The sequence below is a fragment of the Mariniphaga sediminis genome, assembly GCF_003573545.1.
Taxonomy (GTDB): Bacteria; Bacteroidota; Bacteroidia; order Bacteroidales; family Prolixibacteraceae; genus Mariniphaga; species Mariniphaga sediminis.
In genome coordinates this window covers 51867-76391 of sequence record NZ_QWET01000023.1, presented here as the reverse complement: position 1 = coordinate 76391, position 24525 = coordinate 51867, and the positions used below count along the sequence as shown (strand labels likewise).

Sequence of the window (24525 nt, the reverse complement as noted above, 5' to 3'; positions counted from 1 at the left end):
CTCGGCTTGCATGTGTTAAGCCTCCCGCTAGCGTTCATCCTGAGCCAGGATCAAACTCTCCGTTGTAATTATAAAAAGTTTAAAATCTCTTTCGCCCAGATATGATTCTCTCAGAAATCAACAAAGTTGGTACACCTTGCTTTTTTTTAATGCTTTATTTCAAAATTTTAAAGAACTCTTCTTTTTGTATCTTTCCATAAAAAATCAGCACCTCATCTTAAATGCTGACCCTTCATCTTTTTCCTAATTTTACCGGCAGCCTCATAAACCCCTCTTCTCTTTCTCTCTCTCTTGCATCCCTGCCGGAACTGTTCCCTTTATTTCGGGGCGGCAAAGGTAATAACTCTTTTCCTTTAACCAAATAATTTTTCGGTTTTTTTTTATCCCGGCTCAAACTTTTTTTTAATCCCTAAAAATCTTTCGCCATCAAACTGCTAAACCTATCATTCTCCCCTCAATCCTTACAATGAACATCGCTCTCAAAGCGGCTGCAAATGTATAAGCCTTTTTAATTCCTGCAAACTTTTTTTAACCCTTTTTTTACCTTTCGCCCCAAAAATTATTCAACACCCTGAATACCAAATACTATCTTTTTTGAAATTAAGTTAACATACGCAATAATTCGAGGAACATTTACTTGAAAAGTTTTTTCAACCCCTCACCCACCTTGTTCAGGGACTTTTGCAAATCTTGTTTTGCAGATTTCCTCACTTCTTCTGCAATTTGTTTTCGGGCCTCTTCCAAATCTACTTTTACGTCAGGTTTTCCAACAGGGCCTTTTAAAACTACCGAGGCAGGGATCAATTGAATGCGTTCCTCGCCGGGCAAAACATTCAGTATATTTTGAATATCGTTACCAAAAGCATCTCTTTGTACCATAAAGTCCATCCGCATGTCAATAAGGTTCTCCGTATTCAAATTACCCGCAATGGTCGTTTCCTGCCCGGCAATTTTGGTATTAAACGGCTTTAACCAAATACTCCCTTTGTCGATTTCAACGTATGCACGGAAGTCGTCTACCTTCACATTTTTCAATTTCTCAGATTTCAGTAAACCTTTTAGCTGGCCAAATAAAGGTGAGTCAACAATCTGAAGATTCTCTGTACTAAACAATCCACTCCCGTCAACCGTTGATGCAAGAAGCTTAAACTGAGGGCTAAACTGTCCGTTCACCTTCAGGCTGGAACTAAACTTCCCCTGACTTTGCCGCGCAATGGGCATCATTCTCTGCACACTGGTAAGTGTTTGGAATGCTTCCGGGATATCTACTTTAACGATATCAAACCCCAGGTCGAACAAGGGTTTATTGTCCGGAGTATTTTCATAGGATCCAGTCAGTTTCAATTCACCATCAAGCATCCGCATGTTCAGGCCATCAAGTACCAGTTTTCCATTTCGGGCCGTAATCAGACCGTTAACATCGGTAACTGGCATCCGCTCAAAGATAACCCGGCGGATGTTTGACTGAAAAGTAAAATCAATGTTCTCAGGGATATTAAAAACCAGTACCTCTTTCTCCGTCCCCTGATCGGCTGAAGCGCCCCGGGGTTCTCCCGCTGACTTTTCAGGAACAGTATCTTTCTGCACCTGTAACCGAAGCAGTTCGTTCAAGTTCACCTGAGACGAATTCAACGACATATTTCCGGCCAACGTTCCGTCCTTCAATATATAATTCAGGTAGTTGGTAACCTTCCCTGACAAACGAAAATCACTCTGTCCTATAACGACATTCAATCCACTCAGGTTCACTGCCCGGGGAGTAAAATCCAATTTACCTTCAGAAACGGCAACCTTTTGGGTAAGATCAGGTGATTCGTAGGTAAAATTAGTCAGCAGCACAATTCCGTCAGACTGAATTTTATCGTACTGCTCATTCTCTATGGCTGAATAGTTCCCTTTCACAAACAGGTTGGCATCAATATTCCCGGAAACATTCACGCTGTCGAGCGGAAGGGCTTCCTTTAATTCGTTAAAATTTACATTTCCCACAAAAGCGCCATCGAAATAAGGATCCGAAACCAAATTTCTCAATACGAGTGTCAGATCTACCGGACTGTTTTTCACCTCGGCATGTGCCTTTTTAATATTAATCTCTGTTAAGTCCAGCATTCCCTGCGGTTTTATAATGGAAATATCGGCAGATACATTCTTTATTTCTTCGGGCAGGTCGGCATAACGAAGGTTTCCGTCAGCCACCTTCAACTCCATATTAATAGCCGGATACGACTCGCCAAAGTAGAACCCTTTTACTGTACCGGCGACAGATGCTGTTCCGCTGGTTTGAAAATCTTCCAGGTATTCTTCATAACCGGGTGGAACCAGCGCCAAAAAGTTGTCGAAACCCGATTCTTTTGTTTTAAGATTCAAATCAAGAAATATGCTGTCGCCAGGCATTTGAATCAAACCGCTCACTTCCAAAGGAAGCCTGTTTATAAGCAGTTCATTTTCCTTTATTTCAATGTCCATTTTATCGTAATCTACGTCAAGCAACGTCCGCATTTCCAACGCGATATTCGAAACATAATTCACCCCACCGTAATCAAGAGAAAAACGTTCCAGTTTTCCTTCCGCCAGCAATTGCGCTGCTGTACCGTACATTTCTCCGGAGATGTCGACATCAATGTTTTCGAAACGAAGGAGCATATTGGCTGCCTTGTCATCGTAAATAAATCCGGCATCTGTCAGTTTTATTTTTTCGAGTTGAAATTCGAGTCCATCCCCCTCCTCCGGGAGCTCCTCTTGGGGCCCTTCATTCGATTCAACAGCCAGATCCCAGTTTACATTGCCACTTTGCCCAACCACCATATTCATTCTTGGCGCATCGAGAATAATTTCTTCAATGGCAATACTTTTTTTACTAAACAACCGGGAAAGCGCGGTAGTGGAACGCAAGGAAGAAACCGAGAAAAGGGTATCTGCCTGAAATTCACCTTTTCCTGTTACCAGAACATCGGTTAGTTCGATTGTCATTTTGGGAAAACTACGGAACAGTGATAATTTAAAATCAGCAAATTCCACCTCAGCATTCACATTCCTGTTGATGACCGCTTTTGTTTTTTCCAGCAATGTTTGTTTGAAAAACAGTGGGATGGCAGCCAACGATGCCAAAAGCAAAACCACAATTATTCCGATAATGACAAGTGTTTTTTTCATGTTATTCTAATTTGTTACTGTTCAAAAGTATTCATCTCTTCTTACCAATTATTTTTGTGCATTCAATAAAAGTGAGTCCATTCTGAATGAACCCGCTTTATTATCTTCCACCTTCAAGGTAAAACTTTATCATTAATAAATGTCGCACTTTCTTAAAATGCCAGGTTCACAAAAATAAATGCTCAAAATTACAGAAAACAAGAGAGATTACGCGGGAATAAGTGTTAAAGAGTATTATCGCTGCTTATTGGGCGCTGAAACCTGTAATATGAGATTTACAGAGAAGGGGTTCCCTTCACAAACCGGCCCGTCCGGAAGGCTATTCTCGGGTAAATTTACCCCTGATTAGCCAACGAATTTCAAAAACACAGAGGCCATTTTCTACCTGAAATAACACATATGCCGGGAAGCAAAAGGTTCACTTTCCCACCATTTTAAAAATTGGAAAAGCGAACCCAAAAAGAAGGGAACAACACCTGCAAATCGTCAATTAATATATTCGTATACCGGCAGAGACCCCCAGCCAACCTTCGAGCGTTGTGTTTTTTCCGGAATGACTCACCATTTTGTAAGGCGCAAAATCGCTTTCAAAACGGGTGCCACCATGCTCCCGGTTATCGGTAATCAGCAGATTCAGTGTTGGACCGGCAAAAATGCCAAGGTGGTTGCCCACTTTTTTTGTAAAGGTTAACCGGACCTGCTGTAAACCATTATATACATTGGTATACGCTTCCCCTTCATTTATATGATAGCTCATTAGCTCCAGCTGCGTTTTTGAATTTTCGGTTTTATGCAGATGTGTTCCAATGCCGTAGCCATAGGCCCAACTATAGCCGGTTCCCAGAAACTGAATGCCGGCAGCAAAAATATTATAGAACTTATCCACTCCAATTTTAAAGGCAACCTGAGTATTTAATCCTTCGCTGAAAGACAATTCAAATTCACGGAATCCATTTCGGACAATACTCAATAACCCTACAGGGACACCCCTGTTAATTGTGTCTGCAATATTCACAATTCCCAATTGCAGCCCATCTACATTGTTGGCCACATTTAAAAACCCGGAAATTTGCACCCCCTTCAGGTTACCCGTCGAAATATTTGAAAACCCGGCCAGTTGCAGTCCTTCCGTTTCGGATGTTGAGATATTACCAAACCCGGCCACTTGAACGTTCTGCATCTTTTTAAGCGAATAATTCAGAAAGCCTGCGGCCTGAACACCATCTACTTCACCAGTTATGATGTTTGCAAAACCAGCCAATTGGACTGCTTTCCCGTTCCCTTTTACCACATTGGCAAAACCGGCGCCCTGCACTCCTTCCACATCTTCGCAGTAATTACCAAACCCGGCCAGCTGAACAGCCAGTGATTTTCCTTTTGTAAAATTGGCAAAACCGGCAGCCAGAATACCATCTGCCTGATCGTAATTAAAATTTGAAAAACCGGCAAACTGAAAACCATTGGAAACATTCCTGTTAAAATTTCCGAAGCCGGCAAACTGAAACCCGGTAAACTCCCCGGCGATAAAATTCCCAAAGCCGGCAAACTGGGCACCGCGCACAAAGTCGCGTTCAGCATTTGAAAAACCGGCAAATTCAACTCCGGCCAACCCTGCAGAATACCCTGAAATAATATTTACGGAAAATTGGTTGACACAATTCCCGGCGTTGGTGCCGTTTGAACTTATTGGGGGGAATAAACCTATTGCAAAAGGAACTTTTTCGTAGTTTCCGTAACTCTGGGCAAATACCCACTCCGGCAGTACGAACAGAAGCAAAGAAATGACTGTAATCCTGAATGTCTTCATTTTCTATTGATTTTCTACTATATCTGTTTTTAGTTCTCACAGACAACGAAAAATTACAATGGTTGCATGTTTTTTGAAAAAAGATAGCGTTTTTCCTAAAAGGGCCTGACAGATAGAAATGGAAATAAAGTTATGCCTGCAAAAAAAACGTTCTTTCTGCAAAGTAGTATTCTGATAGCCAACCTCGCTTTTATCAATCCCGGAAACCTTTACCAGTGGCACAAAAAAGTTTCTAAGATTGAGCAGATAAAAACTTCGGTTACATTCTCCAGGTTAGCTTCTTTTATATCCTTAGAAACTGTTTAAAAATCGTAAGAATAAAATATTATATAGAATGGGTTTATGTTTTATTGCACAAATTATAATATTGAAAGTCAATTTATTTTACCCCGACCCTAAAGGGAGTAAATTGATTTTCAGTACACCCTTCAGGGATTGGGGTTAAATCTGAAAATCAAAGCAATATAGTGCCGTGGAATAAAATTTAAACAGTTTCTTAATTTTTTCGGACTTTAACAGGAACGGGTCCCAAGAATAATGGAGTGTTTCCTTAACGTGATGATCGCGAATAGTCAGGTCGTTAATTTTGGGGTTTCGTCCGACCCGGGCGAAACAATGTTAAAGTACTCCCATAACCTTCAACTTAAAACAAAAAGAAAAGCAGAAAAGATAAGAATGCCGAGACTCAGGATTCTAAAAAATATCTTTCTGCTTTCCTTTCGTATACCACTAATTTTTAAATGGTTTCTTTTGATGCTCCATTTAAAAAATTTAGTTCGCGTTCAGCGCTTCATTTCTTACAACTTATAGAATTCCTCCCATTCCTTTCTTGGTGGAGGACCATCCAGATATGCGTTTGCCACTTTATTATTCGTGATTTGTTTGGTGATTGGATCAAACTCCAGCACAGTATTCAACCTTTGAGCAATCACGCCAAGCATCATCACCTGAGTGAGCGGCCCTGCAACGGCAAACGACGACCGACACTCTTCTTTCCCTTTGCATGCCAACAGAAAATTTGCATAATGATTCGAAGAGCATTCGGGAATTTCAGGGAGCTTTCCTTCCATTTCTTTTGCTTTCCCTTCAGGGATAATTTGTAACGTTGAAGTGTGCGATCCCCCTTTAAACGTTAATCCATCCCCGTATATCACTTTTCCGGGTTTATTCTCCTTTGAACTTACCGATCCAGCCGTTGGCGGGGGTATATCCCCAGCTTCCACTGAATTCCCAAATTCGTCAGGCAGAGGCGGTAAGTTGTTGACACCATCATACCAGGTCATATCTACGGGAGGCATGCCTTCGCGCCCGGGAAATCGGAATAACAGCGTGGAAGCCTGCGGGAAAATTAACGGACTCCACCCATCAAGCATTAATGGATTAATTTCTGTTGGCAATCCAAGCTTAAGAAACTCATGAGCCGTATCAAAGAGATGCGCACCCCAGTCGCCCAATGCGCCATTGCCGAAATCATACCAGGATCTCCACTCGCCGCCCACATAGCCCACATTGTAGTCGCGATATTTCCGCGTTGTATGCCAGACGTCCCAATCCAATGTATCAGGGATGGGTTGACCTTTCAAATAATCGGTTACTTCCATATCGTGCCAACGCCGCCTGCCATTCATAAATACGGTAAGTTTAGTTACATCCTTAATGATACCTGTCTCAACCCAGGTTTTAAACTGGTAGTAGTTGGCAGAAGAATGCCCCTGGTTGCCCATTTGGCCCCATACATTGTATTTCTTTTCTGCCTCCATCATCAGCTCTGTTTCGCGGAAAGTATGCGCCATTGGCTTTTCAACATAAACATGTTTCCCTAACGACATGGCAAGCATGGTAATGGGGAAGTGCGAAAAATCGGGAGTTCCAACAGATACTGCATCTATCTGATTGCCCATTTTGTCAAACATCTCCCGGAAATCCCTGAAACGGGGCACATCAGGGAATTTTTTCAGGATCTCTTCGGTTTGCGGGCCATACATGTCGACATCGCAAAGGGCAACAATGTTTGCAAGTCCCGTGTTATAAAGGTCCTTAACAATATCTTTTCCCCTCTGCCCTATTCCGCAACAGGCAAGGTTTACTTTCTCATTTGGAGTAAACAGTTTTTTTGTGTTTACTTTTTCCCCATATCCGCTAATAAAATGAGGTGGAACAACTGTTATCGCACCTAATGCCAGCGAATTTTTAATAAATCTGCGGCGTGGAATATCTTTTTTGTTCTCCATTTTACTCTTCTCTCTTTTTGTTGTTGTCATTTAAAATCAGTTAAGTTATAATTCTTTGATCTTTATATTTTTAAATTGCACCTCATCGCCATGATCCTGCAAAAGAATATGTCCATCTTCAAACTCGCCGAAACCAGGCCACTTTTGATATTTGCTATAGTTTACCAGAGCTTTCCACATTTGGGTACCGCGTTCGTATTCAACAACCTTTATTCCATTCAGCCAATGCGAAACTTTTTTACCCCGAACTTCTATTCTGGCCCGGTTCCATTCCGGATATACCCTTTTTTCCTTTAAATTTTTGTCCATCACCTGGGCGTTGGCCTGAATCAGGTCGTAAAGCGAACCAATCGTCCGGTTTCCTGACACTCCCTTTTTTGCATCCGGGTGGTTTTTATCGTCCAGAATCTGGAACTCACAACCGATTGATGAGCCTTCTCCCTTATTCATTCCGGTTTGGACAAAATATTTTATCCCACTGTTAGCCCCTTCTGTAATATTAAAATCAACCTCCAGAATAAAATCCTTAAACCTGCTTTTAGTGATGATATCACCTCCATTGGCAGATTCTGCACCACCTGATTTTTCAACGGTTAATATCCCGTTATTAATTTTCCAACCCTTCTCCGGAAATTCGTCGAGTTTAGCACCACGCCATCCGCTGGTAGATTTTCCATCCCACAGTAATCTCCACCCTTGTCTTTTTTCCTTTGGTGTAAGTGTATTACTAAGGTTATTCACCACTTTTACATCGTCAGGCATTTCCCATCGGTCGTTTTCAAAATTCCCGGTCTTTATCCTGATATTTTTCCACCTAATACTCTTTCCCTCATTTTCCTTGTTGCTCCCTATGCTGTGTACCTGCAAAGCGATAAAACCTTCTGCCGTCATCGTATCAACCAGGTCGGTGCAGGGGATACCGTTAAGCCAGGTCCGTATGGAACTACCGATTACTTCAATATGGAAGCTATTCCACCCCCCTTTTTTGAAAGCTTTTTTAGCGGCTTGATTATTTTCCAACGGATACAACCAGCCTCTTCCAGACTCCTCATAAATACCTGCCGACCATGCCCGGTCTGACCCGTCACATTCAACCTGATATCCGTGTACCCTGCCGTCCTTATATTCTTTAAAACTGTTGCTTCGTATCTGAACTCCGGAATTAAGTCCCTGTTCCATTTTCATCTCATATTCCAGAATAAAATCACTATACTTATTTTTTGTGGCAAGAAAAGTATTTGGTGTTTCCACTTTACTGATACCTACAATTTCACCGTTTTCAATTTTATATTCGGCTTTTCCGTTCAGGATGGTCCAGTTATTTAAATCCTTTCCGTTAAACAATTCAATCCATCCCTCTTCATTTTTAGCGTGAATAATTGTTGTAAAAAACAACATAACTAAAACAGTTAATCTAATTTTCATTCCTAATTAATTTATTTTAAAATATTTTTTATCGCTGCATATTTACGAAATAATTTTTTCTCACTAAAACCCGGAAATAAAAATTACAACATTTCCCTACTACAAAATAACAACCTTTCACGTGTGCTCCATTACCTATGGCAGTGAACATGCCAGCATGCAGACATGATACAATACATGAACGACATTGCCGTTTGGGGCCGCGAAAACCCTGATCCTTTAACGGCTATTGGGTTCAATCTCAAGCGACCAGACCTGGCGGCTACACGGGCAGATGAACAGACCAATCCGCTAGCTGAAGCAAACGGAGATAAAGCTGATCCTAACGAATCGAAGATTATCTGCTACAAGGCTTGCACGAACATGAAAAAGTGGGTGGATAAAATACGGAAAGCCGGGAAATATTTGCTTTTTAGCCCGGGGCACTAATCGCAGATCAGCGCCAGCAGAGGAGAAAGGCCCGGGTAATTCGCGAATATGGCCGGTATGTGTTCTGAAAAAACGAAAACAAATTGAAAAGATACGATGCTTAGCATTTCGTAAATTACTGACTTTAAGTGCCCCTATGGGAATTGGCCATCCCTGGGGGCTTTTCTCCTTCCCCAGCGACTTTTGACCTGCCCCAACGTGATTTTATATTCCCCCAACGCGATTTGACCCTCCCCAACGGAAATTTTCAGCCTCCCGATGGAAATTACCCCCTCCCCAACAAGAATTTATATGCCCCCAACAGAAATTGAACCTCCCCAATGCAATTTCTGGTGTTCCCAACGGGAATTGAGCCTCCACATCCATTTTTTTGTTCCTCTAATACGAAACAAGCGGTTTACTTTCTGGAATTACTTGACAGATTTAACTTTTATTTCTGATAGGTGTAAATGTTTATCCAGTATTTACTGGTTTACAAAACTATTTTATTTTTTATTCCTGTAAATACATTACATCTTTCAATGTTATCCCTGATAAAAGGAACAGGTAAGATTCTTTTCCTGTTCTTTCCTACAGCTTTATATTTAATCGCGGGTTTTTGTTACGGATTTATTCGCTACACCTGGTTTTTCCGCTACCTTTCGTTAGCAAACCAGGTGAAGTGGAGTCTTCCAACGTGCCAGCTACTCCTTCATCTATTGACTTGAGTTCGCCGGGTGAATGGTTTGGGGTGGTACTCCTTATAAACGCTGACAGCTCTGTGAGAAGCTGCCAGGTTGTTCGTGCTACGGGCAAAAGTTTTATTTCCCAAAAACCGGTAAAAGCCATTCCCTGCAGAGAGACTCCGGAGGGTCAACAGACCATGACATTTTTCGTCAGTGGTCTGTTCCTCCATCTTAATTTACAGCCACATAAAAGAACATTTACCTTTACTCACGGCACACCGCTCAATAGCGAGGAGCCCTGCACTTCTTTCCTTTTTACCACGGATCGTTCATCCTTTTTAGTAAAGCCATTAATTCTGTTTCCATCTGTTGATCCAATTCCGGATTGTTGCCCCAAACATTGGTCAACTGATACGGATCATTTTTATCGTCGTACAAGTAATAAAACTTTTGCCCGTCTTTGTCTTTTACTACTGCAAAAGTGTAATTTTCATTTCTAAAACCTCTTGTTCCTGAAGATGGATCTGCAGGTTCGGATCCAAAATACAATTGCTTGTCGGGGCGGTTAACAGCTTTATTAAAAAAAACATCCGAATAATTAATTCCTTCTACTGCTACAGGTATTTTTTCACCCAGCCCCATTAAGCCAAGCATGGTTGGCATATAGTCTGGTACACTGATCATCAAATCATCTGTTTTTGCTTTTACTTTTTCCGGATAGTGCACAATAAATGGAATTTCATATGCTTCCCGGAACCAGTTATTTTTATGCATCAAACCATGGCTGCCCAACATTTCACCATGGTCGGATGAAAAAACGATAATGGTATTTTCATACAACCCTATTTGTTTCAATTGATCAATTACACGGCCTATTTGCTCATCTACTCCGTTTACCATGGCAAAATAATCGGGCGCCAAATGTATTTTTTGTTCTACACCTTTATCGCCTCTTTTAAGTTCTGTATTAAAAGAGTACTGTACGTTTGCCCTGTTTAAAACAGCTTTGTAGTCTTGTCCTGAATATTGTTGTCTGTATTTTTCAGGAACCTCGTCAAAAGGTGTATGCGGCGGATTAATAGACCAAAACATGGCAAAAGGTTTGTCGTGCTTTCGCTGCCCTTTGTTGTTTTTCAGGTAATCAATAATAACATCTGCTTCATGTTCGGGAGACCATTGGTTAACAGTTGTTTTTTCATTTTCCCCTGCGTGAGTTTCCCAATAATATGGATTATTATGCCTTCCGTGTGTTCCGTATGCATACCAAAATGAAAAGCCATGCCTGTTTTCAGGAGGGCACCAGGTATCCCATTCGACGGGTTCTCCCGGCAGGGTTGGTTCCGGGCCATCGAGGTGCCATTTACCAACATAACCTGCACTGTACCCGTTTTGCGCCAGCACATCTGAAAAGCAGGTTTCATCTTTTTTAAGATAGTTTCCATGAGCCGTGCGGCTGGAATTGCAGTTGGCTATAACCCCGTTGGAAAGCGGGTATTTACCCGTCATTAACATGCCTCGGTAAGGACTGCAAAGTGGATGGTTTGCTACAGCCCGGCTAAAAAACACTCCGTTCATAGCCAGATTGTCAATATTGGGCGTAATCACCGGATCTTCATTTAAAAAACCCAATGATGCCCGGCGATACTGGTCGGCAAAAATAAACAGCAGGTTGGGCTTTTCTTCCGAAACTTTGCTTTCTTTTTCATTTTTGCAGGAAAATACTGAAACCAAAATAAACAATGAAACTATGATTTGATATTTCATGATTGAATGCGATTAAAATTTTTCTTCTTTTTTGATTTGTTGTTTCCTGTAAATAGATTCCAATAAATAGTAATCAGCATAAACCAATGGCACATCAATTTCAACACCATGAGGGATACTGCCTACACTATGATCCAAAATAAAATATTTGTTTTTGCCGTTGTATGCCATGTATGCAGGAGAAAGAAGTGCTTCCTGTATCTTGTCAGCAGCAGACAAAAGTTCTTCTTTATTCGCTGAGTATCCGGCTAATTCATATAATGCAGAGCAGGTAATCGCTGCGGCAGAAGCATCGCGTGGTATCTCAGGGTAATCAGCCGGATTGTATTGCCACTCGGGAACGAAGCTTTCATCTGCCACATTGTAATCCCAGTAGGGAACTAGGTCTTCCGGCAAATTTTTGTGGTGAAGTATATATTCAGCAATGTTTTCAGCAAAATCGAGAAACTTCTTGTCTTTTGTGTACCGGTAACACAAAACATAACCATACAACCCCCAAGCCTGTCCGCGTGCCCACGCTGATTCATCAGTAAATCCCTGGCAGGTTGCCTTGTCCAAAACAGCACCGGTGATTGTATCGTAATCAACCACATGGTAACACGAATAATCATCACGATAATGGTTTTTCATGGTGGTTTCGGCATGCTGCACTGCAATATCCCGGTACTTGTTATTGCCGCTTAAAATGCTGGCTTCAAACAGTAGCTCCAGGTTCATCATATTGTCGATGATTACCGGATAAAACCATTCTGTTTTTCCGTCCCAGGCTTTACGGTAATCCCAGGATTTGATGGCCAGGGTTTTGTCGCTGTAACGTTTGCTTAACGATTCGGCTGTTTGCACCAGGATGTCCTTGTAGTCGAGTCCGGCAAACTTCATCCCGTTCCCATAGCTGCAATACATCATAAAACCCACATCGTGGTTCCCGCTCCAGTACTGGATGGTATCCAATACTTCGGTCCATTTTACGGCCCCGTTTTTATAAATTTCGTCACCTGTTAGTTTATACATGTACCACAAATTGCCCGGAAAAAAACCACTGGTCCAGTTGTAAATACCAACGGTTTTCAAGCTACCATCTTCTTTTATAGTTCTTGGATTTTGAGTGTAATCCCGGGCAATTGCCAGGGTGTTTTCAAACTGTTTTTCAATAAAATCCATTTGTTTTTGATTGAGCACAGACTTTTCTTTTACAGTACATGCTATCAGCAAAGAAGATATTATTATGACTGGTAATAGTCTTATTATTTTCATTTACTTTTGGATAATTATTTTTTTTGTATATGCTTGATCTTTGCCTGCTAATGTTAGGTAATAAAACCCATTCATTATTCGATCTCCAACTTGTAATTGAATGTTATTATTTCCCTGATCAACAAAAGTGGAGTTGTTTAATACCAGCCTACCAGAAACGTCGTATAAGGCGATGGTTACATTTTCGCTTGCGCCGGATTTATACTGGACCATAATTATTTTTTTAGCTGGATTAGGATATATTTTGATTGGAGCATTATCCTTATCTATTTGATTTGTTACAGAGGTCGTAATTTTTTCAATAATAAGCTGAGGTGCATCCAGTTCTGAGCCAGCCTCTTTTGAATATAATTCAACCTGTGCCGGACCTTCAACAGAAGATGAGATCTGAAATGATAACTTCCCATCACTAAGGTTATTCAGGTACTGCGAAGTAATATCCCATTCAATTTTTTCATTTTCAATAGTAGCCCCTGCAACAAAACCATCGGTATCAGGTTTATTGTCCCAGGTTAAACTTTGTTCGGTCCAGTTGTCATTACTAATATAGGAGACATTATAATCTATTGTTTGCCCGGCTTCATTAACGGACTTTGCTGTGACTTGTAATTTTACTGATTTTACATCACTTGTTAAAGTGCTAATATCAAATTTAAGAAACCCCAATCTTACATATGGAACGGTAGCTCCCTGCTTTACAATTATCTTACTCTCGTTTCCATGTGTTTTGTTTGTACCGGAATCAGAACCATAAGTATATGTATCATCTGTAGTATATACCCTTTGTTCACTGATGTTATTCATATCGCTGTAACTGATATTATAAACTTTTACCCAGTCGATATATGCGTAATTTGGAAAAGTTCCGGTATGCGCATTCCCTTCGCCCCAACTTGCCCCTGTTGACAAGATAATATATTCAGGAGATGACGAGACACCTTCCCCAATATAAGTTGATTTAAGTTGACCGTCGAAATAATATTTGTAATAGCCGGGACCCCATTCCAGCCCATAATTATGGAATTCCCCATCGTGAATATTTGCTTCAACTTTTTTTCCCCAAGTACGATGATACTCTCCATATCCATCCCAGTGAATCGCATTTTGGTAATGATCTGTAGTAAAAGCAGACTCTAAAATATCAATTTCAGCGCCATCACTTCCGCCATTTCCAATACTTCCCATGGTTTTACTTTGCAACCAAAAAGCGGTATGGCACCCATCCTCGGTTGGAGCAATCTTTATTCTTGCCTCGTAGTAACCATATGTAGATTCAAACAGATTTGCCGACGATACGGCTGCAGCAAGAACAGTATCGGCGCTTGCTGTAATTTTGGTATTCGTCAATACCAGTTTACCATCTTCAACATAGGCATTGTCCTTTTCATATCTCCAATGAACCGGAGTTCCATCATGGTTTCTGATTGCCCTGTAGTTTTCTCCCCGGTCAGTCCATTTTTGGGTATCCAATGTTGACCCAGAAAATTCATCTTGCCATTTTAAAACAGGATTGGAACCCTCAGGTGGTTGAGCTCTAACATAGAAAAAAGTGCTTATAAATAACATAGTTATTATAAACCGAAATCCTAGCATATCCATATTAAGCGATATTTGAAAGTAAAAAAGAAGCCTTTGTCAATAAAAGGCTATCACAAAGTCCAACAGCGAAATTCATCCCCGGTAACTGACTAAATGAAGTACGGTAATTCCTCTTTAAGACAAAGGAATACCATACTTCACAAAGTATTGTCTATATCAACTATTCTATACAGAATAGTCTTGTTTATTCAGGATAACCTGTATTCTGAGTAAGGTTCGGATTTATGTCCCTTTCGCTTTGTGGAATTGGCCACCATTTGTGGTAGTCAAAATACTGGCAGGTAAGAATAGGAGAATCTGCAAACGTACAAATGTCACCATTTGTTTTCATCCCCATCACTTTAAAACCATCATTTAACTTTAGCCAGTCCCAACGTTTAAAACGAGGATACAACCAGCCTTCCATAGCTAACTCACGAATACTCTCGTTACGGATATTCTCCAGCATCTCTTCTTTTGTCAGCGTACCAACTTCGTACAATGGTAATTTATCTGATGCCCTTGCACGCACTTCATTAATAGCATCGTAAACCGAAGCATCTGCAATAGTTCCGCTTAGAGTCTCAGTTTTTGCTTCGGCATACATCAGTAATACATCAGCCAAACGGAAAAGAATCCAATTGTTTGGCGAATCGTAAGCGATACCTCCATCACCTTCAATAATTGTTTTGCGAACGGTCATACCTGTACGGCTGTGCGTATATCCCGTAACTCCATAAGGATAAAGAACATCTATATTTTTTTCTACAACAGTATGTGCACCCGGTCTAATGATTGTCCAGTCCAGACGAGGATCACGGCCTTCGAAATAATCGTAAACTTCTGGCTGAATACGGTTGTCTTCAATGGTATATTCAGGATTTTCTTCAATTTTTTCGAATTTATCCACCAACCAAAGTGATGGGTGTATCCAGGTCCATCCCCAGGCGGAATGTGCCCGGGTTGCATACATCTTATCAAAAGTAGCACCATCTTTGACAAAAGAAATAAACTGGATATCAAAGATTACTTCTGAATTGTTTTCATTTTGCCAGTTAAAAACGTCGGAAAAATTCGGTAACAGGGTATATACGTTGCTATCGATTACTTGTTTTGCACTGGCAGCCGCACCAGCAAAATCTTCTGCTAATAACTGAACTTTTGTTTTTAAAGTAAGAGCCGCCCCTTTTGATGCACGTGCTATATCGCTTCCTGAATAGGTTTCAGGAAGTGAGTTAATTGCAACATCCAAATCATCATAAATAGCCTCAATTACCTGAGCCTGAGGTGTGCGTTCAACCATTGATTCCGAAACGCTTTGGATTTCAAGAATAAGCGGAACATCACCAAAAATCATGGTCAACTGATAATAGTATAAAGCTCTTAGAAAAGAAGCTTCACCTTTCATCCGGCTTTTACGACCTGCTTCGTTGTCAGCGAATGGAATATCATCAATATGCATCAGAAAATCGTTACAACGAACAATTCCCCTGTAAGCTGATGACCATACTTCTAAAACCACTGCGTTGTTGGGATCGAATGTTCCACTTGCGATTTGAAATCTTCCTCCGTCACGCGCATGAGCCACAGGCGTAAAGCAATCCATTAATCCCCATAGTTCATAACTCAGATTTTTACTTGTTCCAACACATTGCAAGGCATCGTAACAGGCTTGTATACCAGCCTCTGCATCTGCAGGTGAAAGCCAGAAAGTAGCTTCCGAAATTTTATCCAAAGGTTGCTTGTCAAGTGCATCTTCGCAAGCTGCAAACAGCATTACTAAAGCTGTAAATATCAATATCTTTATTCTCATAATCTATTCCTCCCTTAATTTAAAATGAAATTTGTACACCCATTGTAATTGTTTTCTGCAACGGATATTCTGTAATACCTGTAGCATTCTGACCTCTTTCCGGATCGTAACCTTCGAAATTAGTGAATGTAAGCAGGTTTTCCCCACTGAGATATACCCGGATTCTGTCAACTCCAAATGCCATTGTATTCGGAACAGTATATCCCAGTTGTACAGATTTTACGCGTAAAAACGAAGCATCCTGTTTCCAGAAAGTTGAGAATCTGTAGTTATCCTGGTGACTGCCAATATTTACAATACGAGGTAAAGTAGCTGTTTCCCATGTCGACGGATCTTCAGGAATGTACCGTTCGGTAAGCCATTCGGTTGGAATTTGTCCCCGATCACCATTAATACCCATTGGGAAAACACCAACACCTTCAAGGTATGAATCGCGTCCATATACCCCTTGAAGAAGAGCATTAAAATCTAATCCTTTATACTCTAATCCTAACGATACACCATAGGTGTATTTAGGAATGGTATTACCAATAATTTCGCGGTCGTTACTGTCGATTACTCCGTTTCCATCCAGATCTTTGTATTTTAAATCGCCGGGGCGGGTTTTATTGGTAATAAAATATGCCTTGTCGTTACCCGACAATTCTTTGGCCCTGGCATTTAAATCATCCAATTCTTCCTGGGTACGGATGATTCCTTCGCAAACATAACCATACATTGAGCGGTAAGGATGTCCTTCCCAGGTTACAAAATTACCACCGGAACGTACTTCGCCCTGGTATTTGGTAACCTCGTTATTTACATTACTAATATTAAAGCCCAAAGAGTATTTAAGATCGCCTTTGCTATCCTGATAACTGGCACTTAATTCCCATCCGTAGTTTTTCACCTCGGCCAGGTTTACAACCGGGTTGGCTTTATTGCCCATTGTTTTTGGTATCTGCATTCCTATAAGAATACCATCAGTTAAGCGGTTATAATATTCTGCTGTTACATTCAACTTACCGAACAAAGTTGCATCAACACCAATGTTTGTAGTAGTTGTGCTTTCCCATTCAATGTCGGAATTAACAACAGCGGTAGATGCAATACCTGAAGTTACAGAGCCCCCCATAGTATAGTTTTGTCCGAGCGTATATACTGTTTGATAAGGATAATAGTTGGGTTTTCTATCAGCTAAAAGAATATTCTGGTTTCCCAGCTTACCCCACGATGCACGAAGTTTCATGTTGTCTAACCAGCCTATATTCCCCATAAATTCTTCTTCCGACATACGCCATCCGGCAGAAAATGATGGGAAAGCCCCCCATTTTTTCCCTTGACTAAAACGCGAAGAACCATCGTAACGAATGTTGGCTTCGAACAGGTATTTTCCTTTGTAATCGTAATTCAAACGTCCAAATCCTGACATTAATGTCCATTCGCTGGCGGTACCGGCAACCTGAGGATCTTCCAAACCAGCACTCAACACCTGCAATTCATTGTTATGGAATTCTTTGATACTTGCCTCAAACTGGTCAAGACGGTATTCCTCATAACTGTAACCTGCCAATACCTTCAGATTATGAGAATCAGCAAACGTTTTAGTATAATTTAAGGTAGTATAATTGGTAACTGTAAAATTTTCGTTGTTACTATTATTAGCCGCTTCAGGATTACCAAGCTTACGCATAACCATATTTTCGCTGAAGTTCCAAAGTTCAGCTTCGCCCTGGAAAGTACGGTTAAGCAAATTGTTATAGTTAATTGCAATGTTTTCAGAAAATGTCAGCCCATTGATGATTTCCCAATTCACATAAAACTTACCAAGGAAGCGGATTTGGCGTTCGAAATCATTACGACTTTCCCACTGAGCCCTTGGATTATTTACCGTTCCTGCTCCCAACGCTTGTGCATAACCATAACGTCCGTCATCATTGCGTTCGTAAGGTATTCCAGGCATTTGATGAAAAATCTCAGCCCAGTCAAGGTCTTCCAGATCCTTCCACGAACCTGACATATTGGTACCTACTTTTAATTTATCGAAGAGTGAACCTTCCCAGTTCATTCGGAAATTGTAACGCTTAGCCCACGTATCTGGAGTAATACCTTTCTGGTCAAGGTAACCAACAGAAAAATTATATCGTGTTTTTTCTGTACCTCCCGAAAAGCCAAGGTGATGAGAATGCAAGGCAGCAGGATCGCCAAACCATACGTCAACCCAATCAACATTGGGTGTTAAAACCGGATCGTTTGAATTTTTCCATAAGTCGATTTCCGATTGGGCGAAAAGAGGTGCCATGCCTACATTGGCATAAGCTTCGTTACCCAATTCCATATAGGTGGCAAAATCAGTTACATAGTCTTTTTTCTTGGTTACTGACTGTACTCCATAATATCCACTGTAGGTTACTTTTAGTGTTCCCTTATCGCCTTTTTTCGACGTGATAAGGATTACTCCGTTTGCTGCCCTTGAACCATAAATAGCAGAAGAAGCCGCATCTTTCAATACTGAAATGCTCTCTACATCATTTGGGTTGATATCGCTCATTGATGACTCGATGCCATCAATCAGAACCAATGGATTGGAATCGTTCAATGTTCCTACACCCCGAATACGTATGGTCGCACCGTCTTTACCAGGCTGAGCGTCGTCCTGTGCTACATAAACACCAGTTGCCAATCCCGAAAGTGCATTCGACATATTAGTAATTGGACGGGCATCCAATTCTTTAGCAGTTACACTTGAAATTGCACCAGTTAGGTTTACTTTTTTCTGCACACCATATCCTACTGCAACAACCTCGTCGATACCAATAGTTTCTTCAGTAAGAGCAACATTGATTGATGACTTCTCGTCTATAGGAATTTCCTGAGTTCTCATCCCTACAAAAGAAAATACTAAAGTTGCATCACCAGGAATATTAGAAAGGGAATAGGAGCCGTTTGCATCGGTGATAGTCCCTTGTGTAGTACCTTTTACTACAACCGTTACCCCGGGCAGAGGCTGGCCGCCGGAATCGGTGACCCTTCCTGAAATTGTTTGTTGTTGCTGTTGCATATCCCGGGAAATACCGGGGAAAATAGCAGGGACTTTTATCAGGATGTTACGGTCTAATATCTCGTAATTCACCTTCTGCCCTTTAAAAAGACTCTCCAGTACTTCCTCAATTTTTTTATCTTTTACATCTACCGAAACAATCCGGTTATCATTGAAGTAATCGCGATTATAAAAGAAAAAAAACTCGGATTGGTTTTCGATGGCATCAAACACATCGGCAATACGCGCATTTTCCATTTTTATCGTGAGTCTCGTCACCTGTGAATATACACTGGCTGTGGAGGAAAAAACGGCCATTAAAATGAGTAATATACTTAACCGCATAATCAACAATAGTTTTTTTAAGCCGGGATTAAATCTCCCCAACTGTTCTAAATTTTTTTTCATACTTTTACATGTTTTTTAATAAATAACTGATTTAGCTTTTATCGGGCTAATGAAGTTTGTAAAGAGGGAAAGCCACCACAGTTTCCCTCTTTTCTTTGAGTACAAACCATTAAACGATTCAAAACCGTAAAATGATTCATCCACCCTTCTCCCGGTCAAATTGATTTTTCATCCATTTTTCATAGGCATTTTGTTTTTTTAGTTAGATTCTCTGAGCCAAACTTCCTTGTTTTCAATATAATATCTAATCCCTGAAGTCCGTTTTATTTTTTCCAACGCCTCAATCAGGTTGTTGTTATAGCTAAACATACCCCTGAACCTGAATTCACCCAGGTTTTCAGGCGTCAGATGAAATTGTATATCATAAATTCTTTCCAGTTCGTTTATCAGGTCATTCAAAGTGGCATCTTTAAAAAGCAATTCGCCGTTACGCCAGGAGGTATATATATTGGCATCCACTTCCTGAATAGCCAAATCCTGATTTGTTGTATTAAAAATGACTCGCTGCCCGGGATTCATTTCCAAATCTTTTCTGTTCCCTGACTTTAGCTGTAGCTGCACACTCCCCTCAGCCAGCACCGCTTCAAAAATACCATTTCCCGGATAGGCAACCACATTAAACGCCGTTCCGGTAACACGCACATCTGCATGGGGGGTAATCACCTTAAACGGCTTTTTCTTATTGGAAGTCACCTCAAAATACGCTTCTCCCTCTAACCGGACTTCCCTGTTATTTTGATTAAAACCGGACGCATCATAGGTTATGGAAGAGCCTGTGTTTACCCACACTTCCGTACCGTCAGGCAAAATACATTTGGCCACATGTCCTTTGGGGGAAATAACTTCGCAAACTTGTTCTGAAACAGAACCAAAATTACCAGGGGCTCCAAAAAAATATAAACCAATGGCAAGGGCCACCGGAAAGGCCAGAATAGCTGCCATTTTGTATATAAACGACTGACGCCTGATCCTTTTTACTTTTTCAGAAAGATACCTGTTGTATTCCATACCCAGTCTGGATTTATCCTGTTGAATAGCGTCTGCCGGGATAAAACGATCTCCTTTATCCCATACTTTTTTACTCCTTTCAAAAAGAAGGTGATTATTTTCAGCGGATGCGACCCACTCCCGGAGTTCCTTTATTTCATCTGATGTGGCATTTCCCGAAATGGATTTGCCAATAAGAATATCAATATATTTTTTGTTTTCGTTCACGTTTTTACTATTGATCCAATTTTAATTCATTCTGATTTTAATGCCGTATCGCATCTTAAATGCGGTGCTCCTTTCTGTCTCTTAAGCTTAAACCCGATACAATTCGATACATACCACGGCGCTAAAAACAAAATGTATAATCATTTTACTCGACCTTTACAGATTTAGACAACTAATACTACGACGAAAGAAAAAGATTTTACCCTGTAACGAAATTCATTTTTTTTTCGAAAAGACAAAAATAAGCAGATTAACCATCTGGTAATCAGATAAATTTTCCCTCATTTTTTTCAGGGCTATTCCCATTTGCATCTCCACTGTCTTCACAGAGATATTCAGCTTTTGGGCAATTTCAGCATATTTCAGCCCCTCGAAACGGCATAGCAGGAATATTTCCCTGCATTTTTCCGGAAGTTCGTTAATGGATTGATTGATGCGATCGTTTAGTTCAGCTTCCTCTACCAAATCACGAAAAGGTACCTGGTTTTGTATTTCAGCAGATTCTGGAATATCTGCCGTCCTTTTTTCTTTCCGCAAAAAGTCGATACACCGGTTTTTTACAGTCTGGTACAAATAGGATTTTACGGTATAAATAATTTTAGTTTTTTCCCGCTTTACCCACAAATCCACAAAAACCTGTTGTACCAGTGAACGGGACAGATCCATGTCGCCTAAATATTTATGGGCAAAAAAGCATAAAGAAGAATAGTAACCATCAAATAAACGGCTAAATGCAGCTTCATCTCCTTCCCGGATATGCCTGAAAATATTTGGATCAGCAATATCTATCATTAATTTCACAAGAATAAGTCTTTGCAAATAAAATGGTTTGCAACGATAAAAGCAAAACAGCCATTGGATTTTTTCTGCGGGGTTTTCCTGCTCCGTTTTGTTTCATTCCAAAAACATTTTTAATATATCATTGTCTTTTTTTTACCCGTATGGCTTATATTTGTTTTTAAATCTGACAAACCAATTGTGGAAGACAATAATCTTTGGATACATATTACACAGGGTGACAGAACTGCATTAAAACAGTTGCACAACAGGTATTTTCATCAGATGTACCTTTATGCAGTTAAGTCAACCAACGGAAATAACGGATTAGCAGAAGAGTTGGTTTCAGACTGTTTTATAAAACTTTGGGAAAACCGGAAAAAAATTGAGATTCAATCTTCAGTGAAATACTACCTTTTCTTTATCCTTCACAACAGTATCATCGATCATTTCCGAAAAAAAAGATTATTGACTGAACCGTTAACCATCGATTTCCAGGCACCCGGGGATGACAAGGATTTTGATCATCAAAAGCAGTATATCCGGCTTTACCACGCCGTTAAAAAATTGCCTGACAAATGCAGAATGGTACTGGAACTGGCAGTTTTTGAGTCGCTCAGCTACAATGAAATTGCGGAAAGACTGGATATCTCCAGAAATACGGTCAAAACCCAGATGGGACGTGCCTACAAAGCGTTAAAGGAGATGCTCGATCCAAAAGATTTTAATTTATTCCTGCTTTTAATAAAAAGCGAAATCCTCAAAACCGGGGTGTATCCATTTTCTTCTAATGGCAACTGGACTGACGTCTCCTCCACCCCTCCCGTTATGCCCGCATAAAGAGAAGTCTGCAAACAATGTATTACTGATGTAACTCCGGAGCTTAAAAATTCACCACTTATTGCTCCACTGTTTCTAACACCTTTATCCTTTTTTCCAGCACTTTCTGGTAAGCTTTGATCATGCGAATGTCTTTAGAACTGCGATGTTTTTGTGCCAGGTCAAGCGAAGCCGCCAACCATTTCTGTGCAGTAAGCAGATCGTCTTTTAATTCGTAGGCCAGCGCCAGGTTATAACGGGCATTAATGGCCAACTTCCCGCTTTTCTCATCCGAATATTTTTTCCAAAGGATGATGGCTTTACCCAGCTCCCCTTCTTCAAAATAATACGCGGCTCCTGAGAAATCAGGCAAAGGAGGCACTGAGTACATGCGGTCGACGGTTTGCCAGGTAGCATAGAAACGTTTGGCATAGTTCTCCCCGGATAATGCGGCGGCAATATGCAATGCATTTAAGCGCGGCGGAGGTGCATAATTCTCCAGGTAATTCCCTTTGTTGTCGTAACCATTCCAGTAAATAGTGTCAATCATGGTTTTTCGCTCCAGCGTCAAGCTCCTCTGCGGATCATAAATACTCCAAACAGCCACGGTTACCACTTCGCTCGCTTTCGGAACACCAAAGGAGACAGGGTATCCTGAAAAAAACGAGGAAAAAGTTTCAAGCGATAATATTAAATCGGTACCTGAGGCGTTGGCTATTTGTTTTGCCAAATCAGCCGGCAAATCAATCAGCTCTTCACCGGTATGCCTTTTAAAAGTATGGTAGGGCAGAATTCGCACTTCGCTGAAGGATTGATTGTTCTTCAGACTGGCGGCCAGTTTATTCAAGCAGGTAGCTACCAACAAACTGTCGAGTTCCACCGGATCACTCTGGGATTTCATCAGTTGGGAATCGTCCCTGTAAAAATGCAGGAGTGTATCTCCCGGATATTTGAAATTTCGGTAAATAACCGCCACTTTCCGGGTATCGGATGGGACAGGCGCCTCACCCGGGGTGTAAACCTCAATAGGGTATTCTTTGTAAACCGTACAGGCTGACAAAAACAAAAGTATTAATGCAGGAAGAAACCGAGGGTTCATTTCGTTTCTTTTAGTTCACTTTTTCGTCGTTTTAAAATTTGCAGGTACTCGTAAGTGAGCGGGCGATACATGATATTGTATGACTTCAGCGCCCATTGAATGGCACTGTCTACATCGCCCAGCATTTCATAGCCCAACGCCATATTAAGCTGGGCTTTGCTTTTTAATGCTTTGGAACCTGTTTCATCTGCCGTCTTCTTCCACTGTGAAACAGCCATTAGCCAGTCTCCCTGACTGGCAAACCGGTTACCCTGTTTCAGCCCGGCATTCCCTGTAACAAAATACGTCCTTCGTTCAGGTTTCCAACGGACCGCAATTTTTTCCGAGAGTTCCAGAGCAAGAGCAATACCGGTTTCAGTAAGCGCTTGTTTTACCGGGGTAAACCGGCTAAACAAATCCCTTGCAGTGGCATCTGAGTCTCCCCAATAGAGGGTATCGCTTATAAACTCACGTAAGAGTATCTTCTCCTCCTCCGGATCATAAATTCTGAAGAGCGCCTCGTAGTATATTTTCATATCTGCAGTGGCAGCCGATAAAAAACCTCCCTGAAAAGGATCAAAAAAAGTTTCGTTGTCGTATTCTGTAAAAACCCTCGTTTTCAAATGGTCTAATGATAGTACGGCATCCGTTTCAAAGGTTTCACATAAATCATTCACTTCTTCCCACGGCATTTCTGTGGCGAAAAGTGAAGTTTTGGGCGATTCGAGAAATCGGCTTTCCGGAATGACATAATCAAAACGACCTGATTCAAAAAGCAGTTCGCCCAACGCTTTCATGGTTGTATCAGCCATTTGCAGATCGTAAACCACCGTATCGAAATTAAAACGTTGTTTGTAAAATATTTTTTGCAACGAGTCGGAATCCAGGTCTGTGTAATTCTCGTTCACTGATTGAGAAACCAGGGTAAAGCTTTGGATGGATGGTGGAAGGGCATTTTCTGCCGGAAGGGGAATATCGATAACTAATGTACGGGTTGAAACGCAAGAAAAAAACAGCGCCGCCATCAAAAGCAATGCGGTAAACTTTACTGTTTCTTTGATTTTAATTTTCCTGATCATCCTGCAAAATC

15 protein-coding genes and 1 rRNA gene are annotated in these 24525 nt (G+C 40.9%); 2 read left to right on the top strand and 14 right to left on the bottom strand.

Features of this window, described 5'->3' with window-relative positions; all coding sequences use genetic code 11:
* The 5 genes from D1164_RS20795 to D1164_RS20765 form a co-directional block, all read right to left on the bottom strand.
* Positions 1–66 (bottom strand): 16S ribosomal RNA (locus D1164_RS20795); the annotation flags it as partial.
* 567 nt (positions 67–633) lie between these two features.
* Positions 634–3153, bottom strand: a complete 2520-nt coding sequence (locus D1164_RS20790) for an AsmA family protein (RefSeq protein ID WP_119351837.1) — start codon at positions 3151–3153, stop codon at positions 634–636.
* A gap of 490 nt (positions 3154–3643) precedes the next feature.
* Entirely contained in the window at positions 3644–4960 is a 1317-nt protein-coding gene (locus D1164_RS20785) for a hypothetical protein (protein ID WP_147372251.1), read from the bottom strand.
* 797 nt (positions 4961–5757) lie between these two features.
* Entirely contained in the window at positions 5758–7221 is a 1464-nt protein-coding gene (locus D1164_RS20770; RefSeq protein WP_241558305.1) for a Gfo/Idh/MocA family oxidoreductase, read from the bottom strand.
* 15 nt (positions 7222–7236) lie between these two features.
* A complete protein-coding gene (locus D1164_RS20765; RefSeq protein WP_119351832.1) occupies positions 7237–8616 on the bottom strand; it encodes a 3-keto-disaccharide hydrolase in 1380 nt (459 codons plus the stop codon).
* A gap of 177 nt (positions 8617–8793) precedes the next feature.
* Between D1164_RS20765 and D1164_RS20760 the strand changes: the two genes are divergently transcribed.
* Positions 8794–9045 (top strand): hypothetical protein, encoded by a 252-nt coding sequence (locus D1164_RS20760; RefSeq protein WP_147372250.1) that lies wholly within the window; start codon positions 8794–8796, stop codon positions 9043–9045.
* A 980-nt stretch (positions 9046–10025) separates the two neighbouring features.
* On the opposite strand, the gene D1164_RS20755 is transcribed toward D1164_RS20760, so the two are convergent.
* From D1164_RS20755 to D1164_RS20725, 7 genes are all read right to left on the bottom strand, one after another.
* Complete coding sequence (locus tag D1164_RS20755; RefSeq protein ID WP_119351830.1) at positions 10026–11474, bottom strand: sulfatase family protein; 1449 nt, start codon at positions 11472–11474, stop codon at positions 10026–10028.
* A gap of 12 nt (positions 11475–11486) precedes the next feature.
* A complete protein-coding gene (locus tag D1164_RS20750; RefSeq protein WP_119351829.1) occupies positions 11487–12728 on the bottom strand; it encodes a glycoside hydrolase family 88 protein in 1242 nt (413 codons plus the stop codon).
* Positions 12729–14198: a CBM96 family carbohydrate-binding protein gene (locus D1164_RS20745; protein ID WP_172594561.1), complete on the bottom strand. Its 1470-nt coding sequence runs from the start codon at positions 14196–14198 to the stop codon at positions 12729–12731.
* Positions 14199–14511: 313 nt separating this feature from the next.
* A complete protein-coding gene (locus tag D1164_RS20740; RefSeq protein WP_119351827.1) occupies positions 14512–16119 on the bottom strand; it encodes a RagB/SusD family nutrient uptake outer membrane protein in 1608 nt (535 codons plus the stop codon).
* A gap of 19 nt (positions 16120–16138) precedes the next feature.
* Positions 16139–19546 carry a TonB-dependent receptor gene (locus tag D1164_RS20735; protein WP_119351826.1) on the bottom strand — a complete coding sequence of 1136 codons (3408 nt, stop codon included), beginning with the start codon at positions 19544–19546 and terminating at the stop codon, positions 16139–16141.
* 198 nt (positions 19547–19744) lie between these two features.
* A complete protein-coding gene (locus tag D1164_RS20730; RefSeq protein WP_119351825.1) occupies positions 19745–20761 on the bottom strand; it encodes a FecR family protein in 1017 nt (338 codons plus the stop codon).
* Positions 20762–20977: 216 nt separating this feature from the next.
* On the bottom strand, positions 20978–21553 hold the full coding sequence (locus D1164_RS20725) for an RNA polymerase sigma-70 factor (RefSeq protein WP_119351824.1): 576 nt from the start codon (positions 21551–21553) through the stop codon (positions 20978–20980).
* 186 nt (positions 21554–21739) lie between these two features.
* Here D1164_RS20725 and D1164_RS20720 point away from each other — a divergent pair, with 186 nt between their 5' ends.
* Positions 21740–22378 carry an RNA polymerase sigma factor gene (locus D1164_RS20720; protein ID WP_172594560.1) on the top strand — a complete coding sequence of 213 codons (639 nt, stop codon included), beginning with the start codon at positions 21740–21742 and terminating at the stop codon, positions 22376–22378.
* Between the two features lie 58 nt (positions 22379–22436).
* On the opposite strand, the gene D1164_RS20715 is transcribed toward D1164_RS20720, so the two are convergent.
* Positions 22437–23456: a DUF6340 family protein gene (locus D1164_RS20715; protein ID WP_119351822.1), complete on the bottom strand. Its 1020-nt coding sequence runs from the start codon at positions 23454–23456 to the stop codon at positions 22437–22439.
* Positions 23453–24514 carry a DUF6340 family protein gene (locus D1164_RS20710; protein ID WP_147372248.1) on the bottom strand — a complete coding sequence of 354 codons (1062 nt, stop codon included), beginning with the start codon at positions 24512–24514 and terminating at the stop codon, positions 23453–23455. The genes D1164_RS20715 and D1164_RS20710 overlap by 4 nt, the downstream gene beginning before the upstream one ends.
* Between the last annotated feature and the right edge of the window lie 11 nt (positions 24515–24525).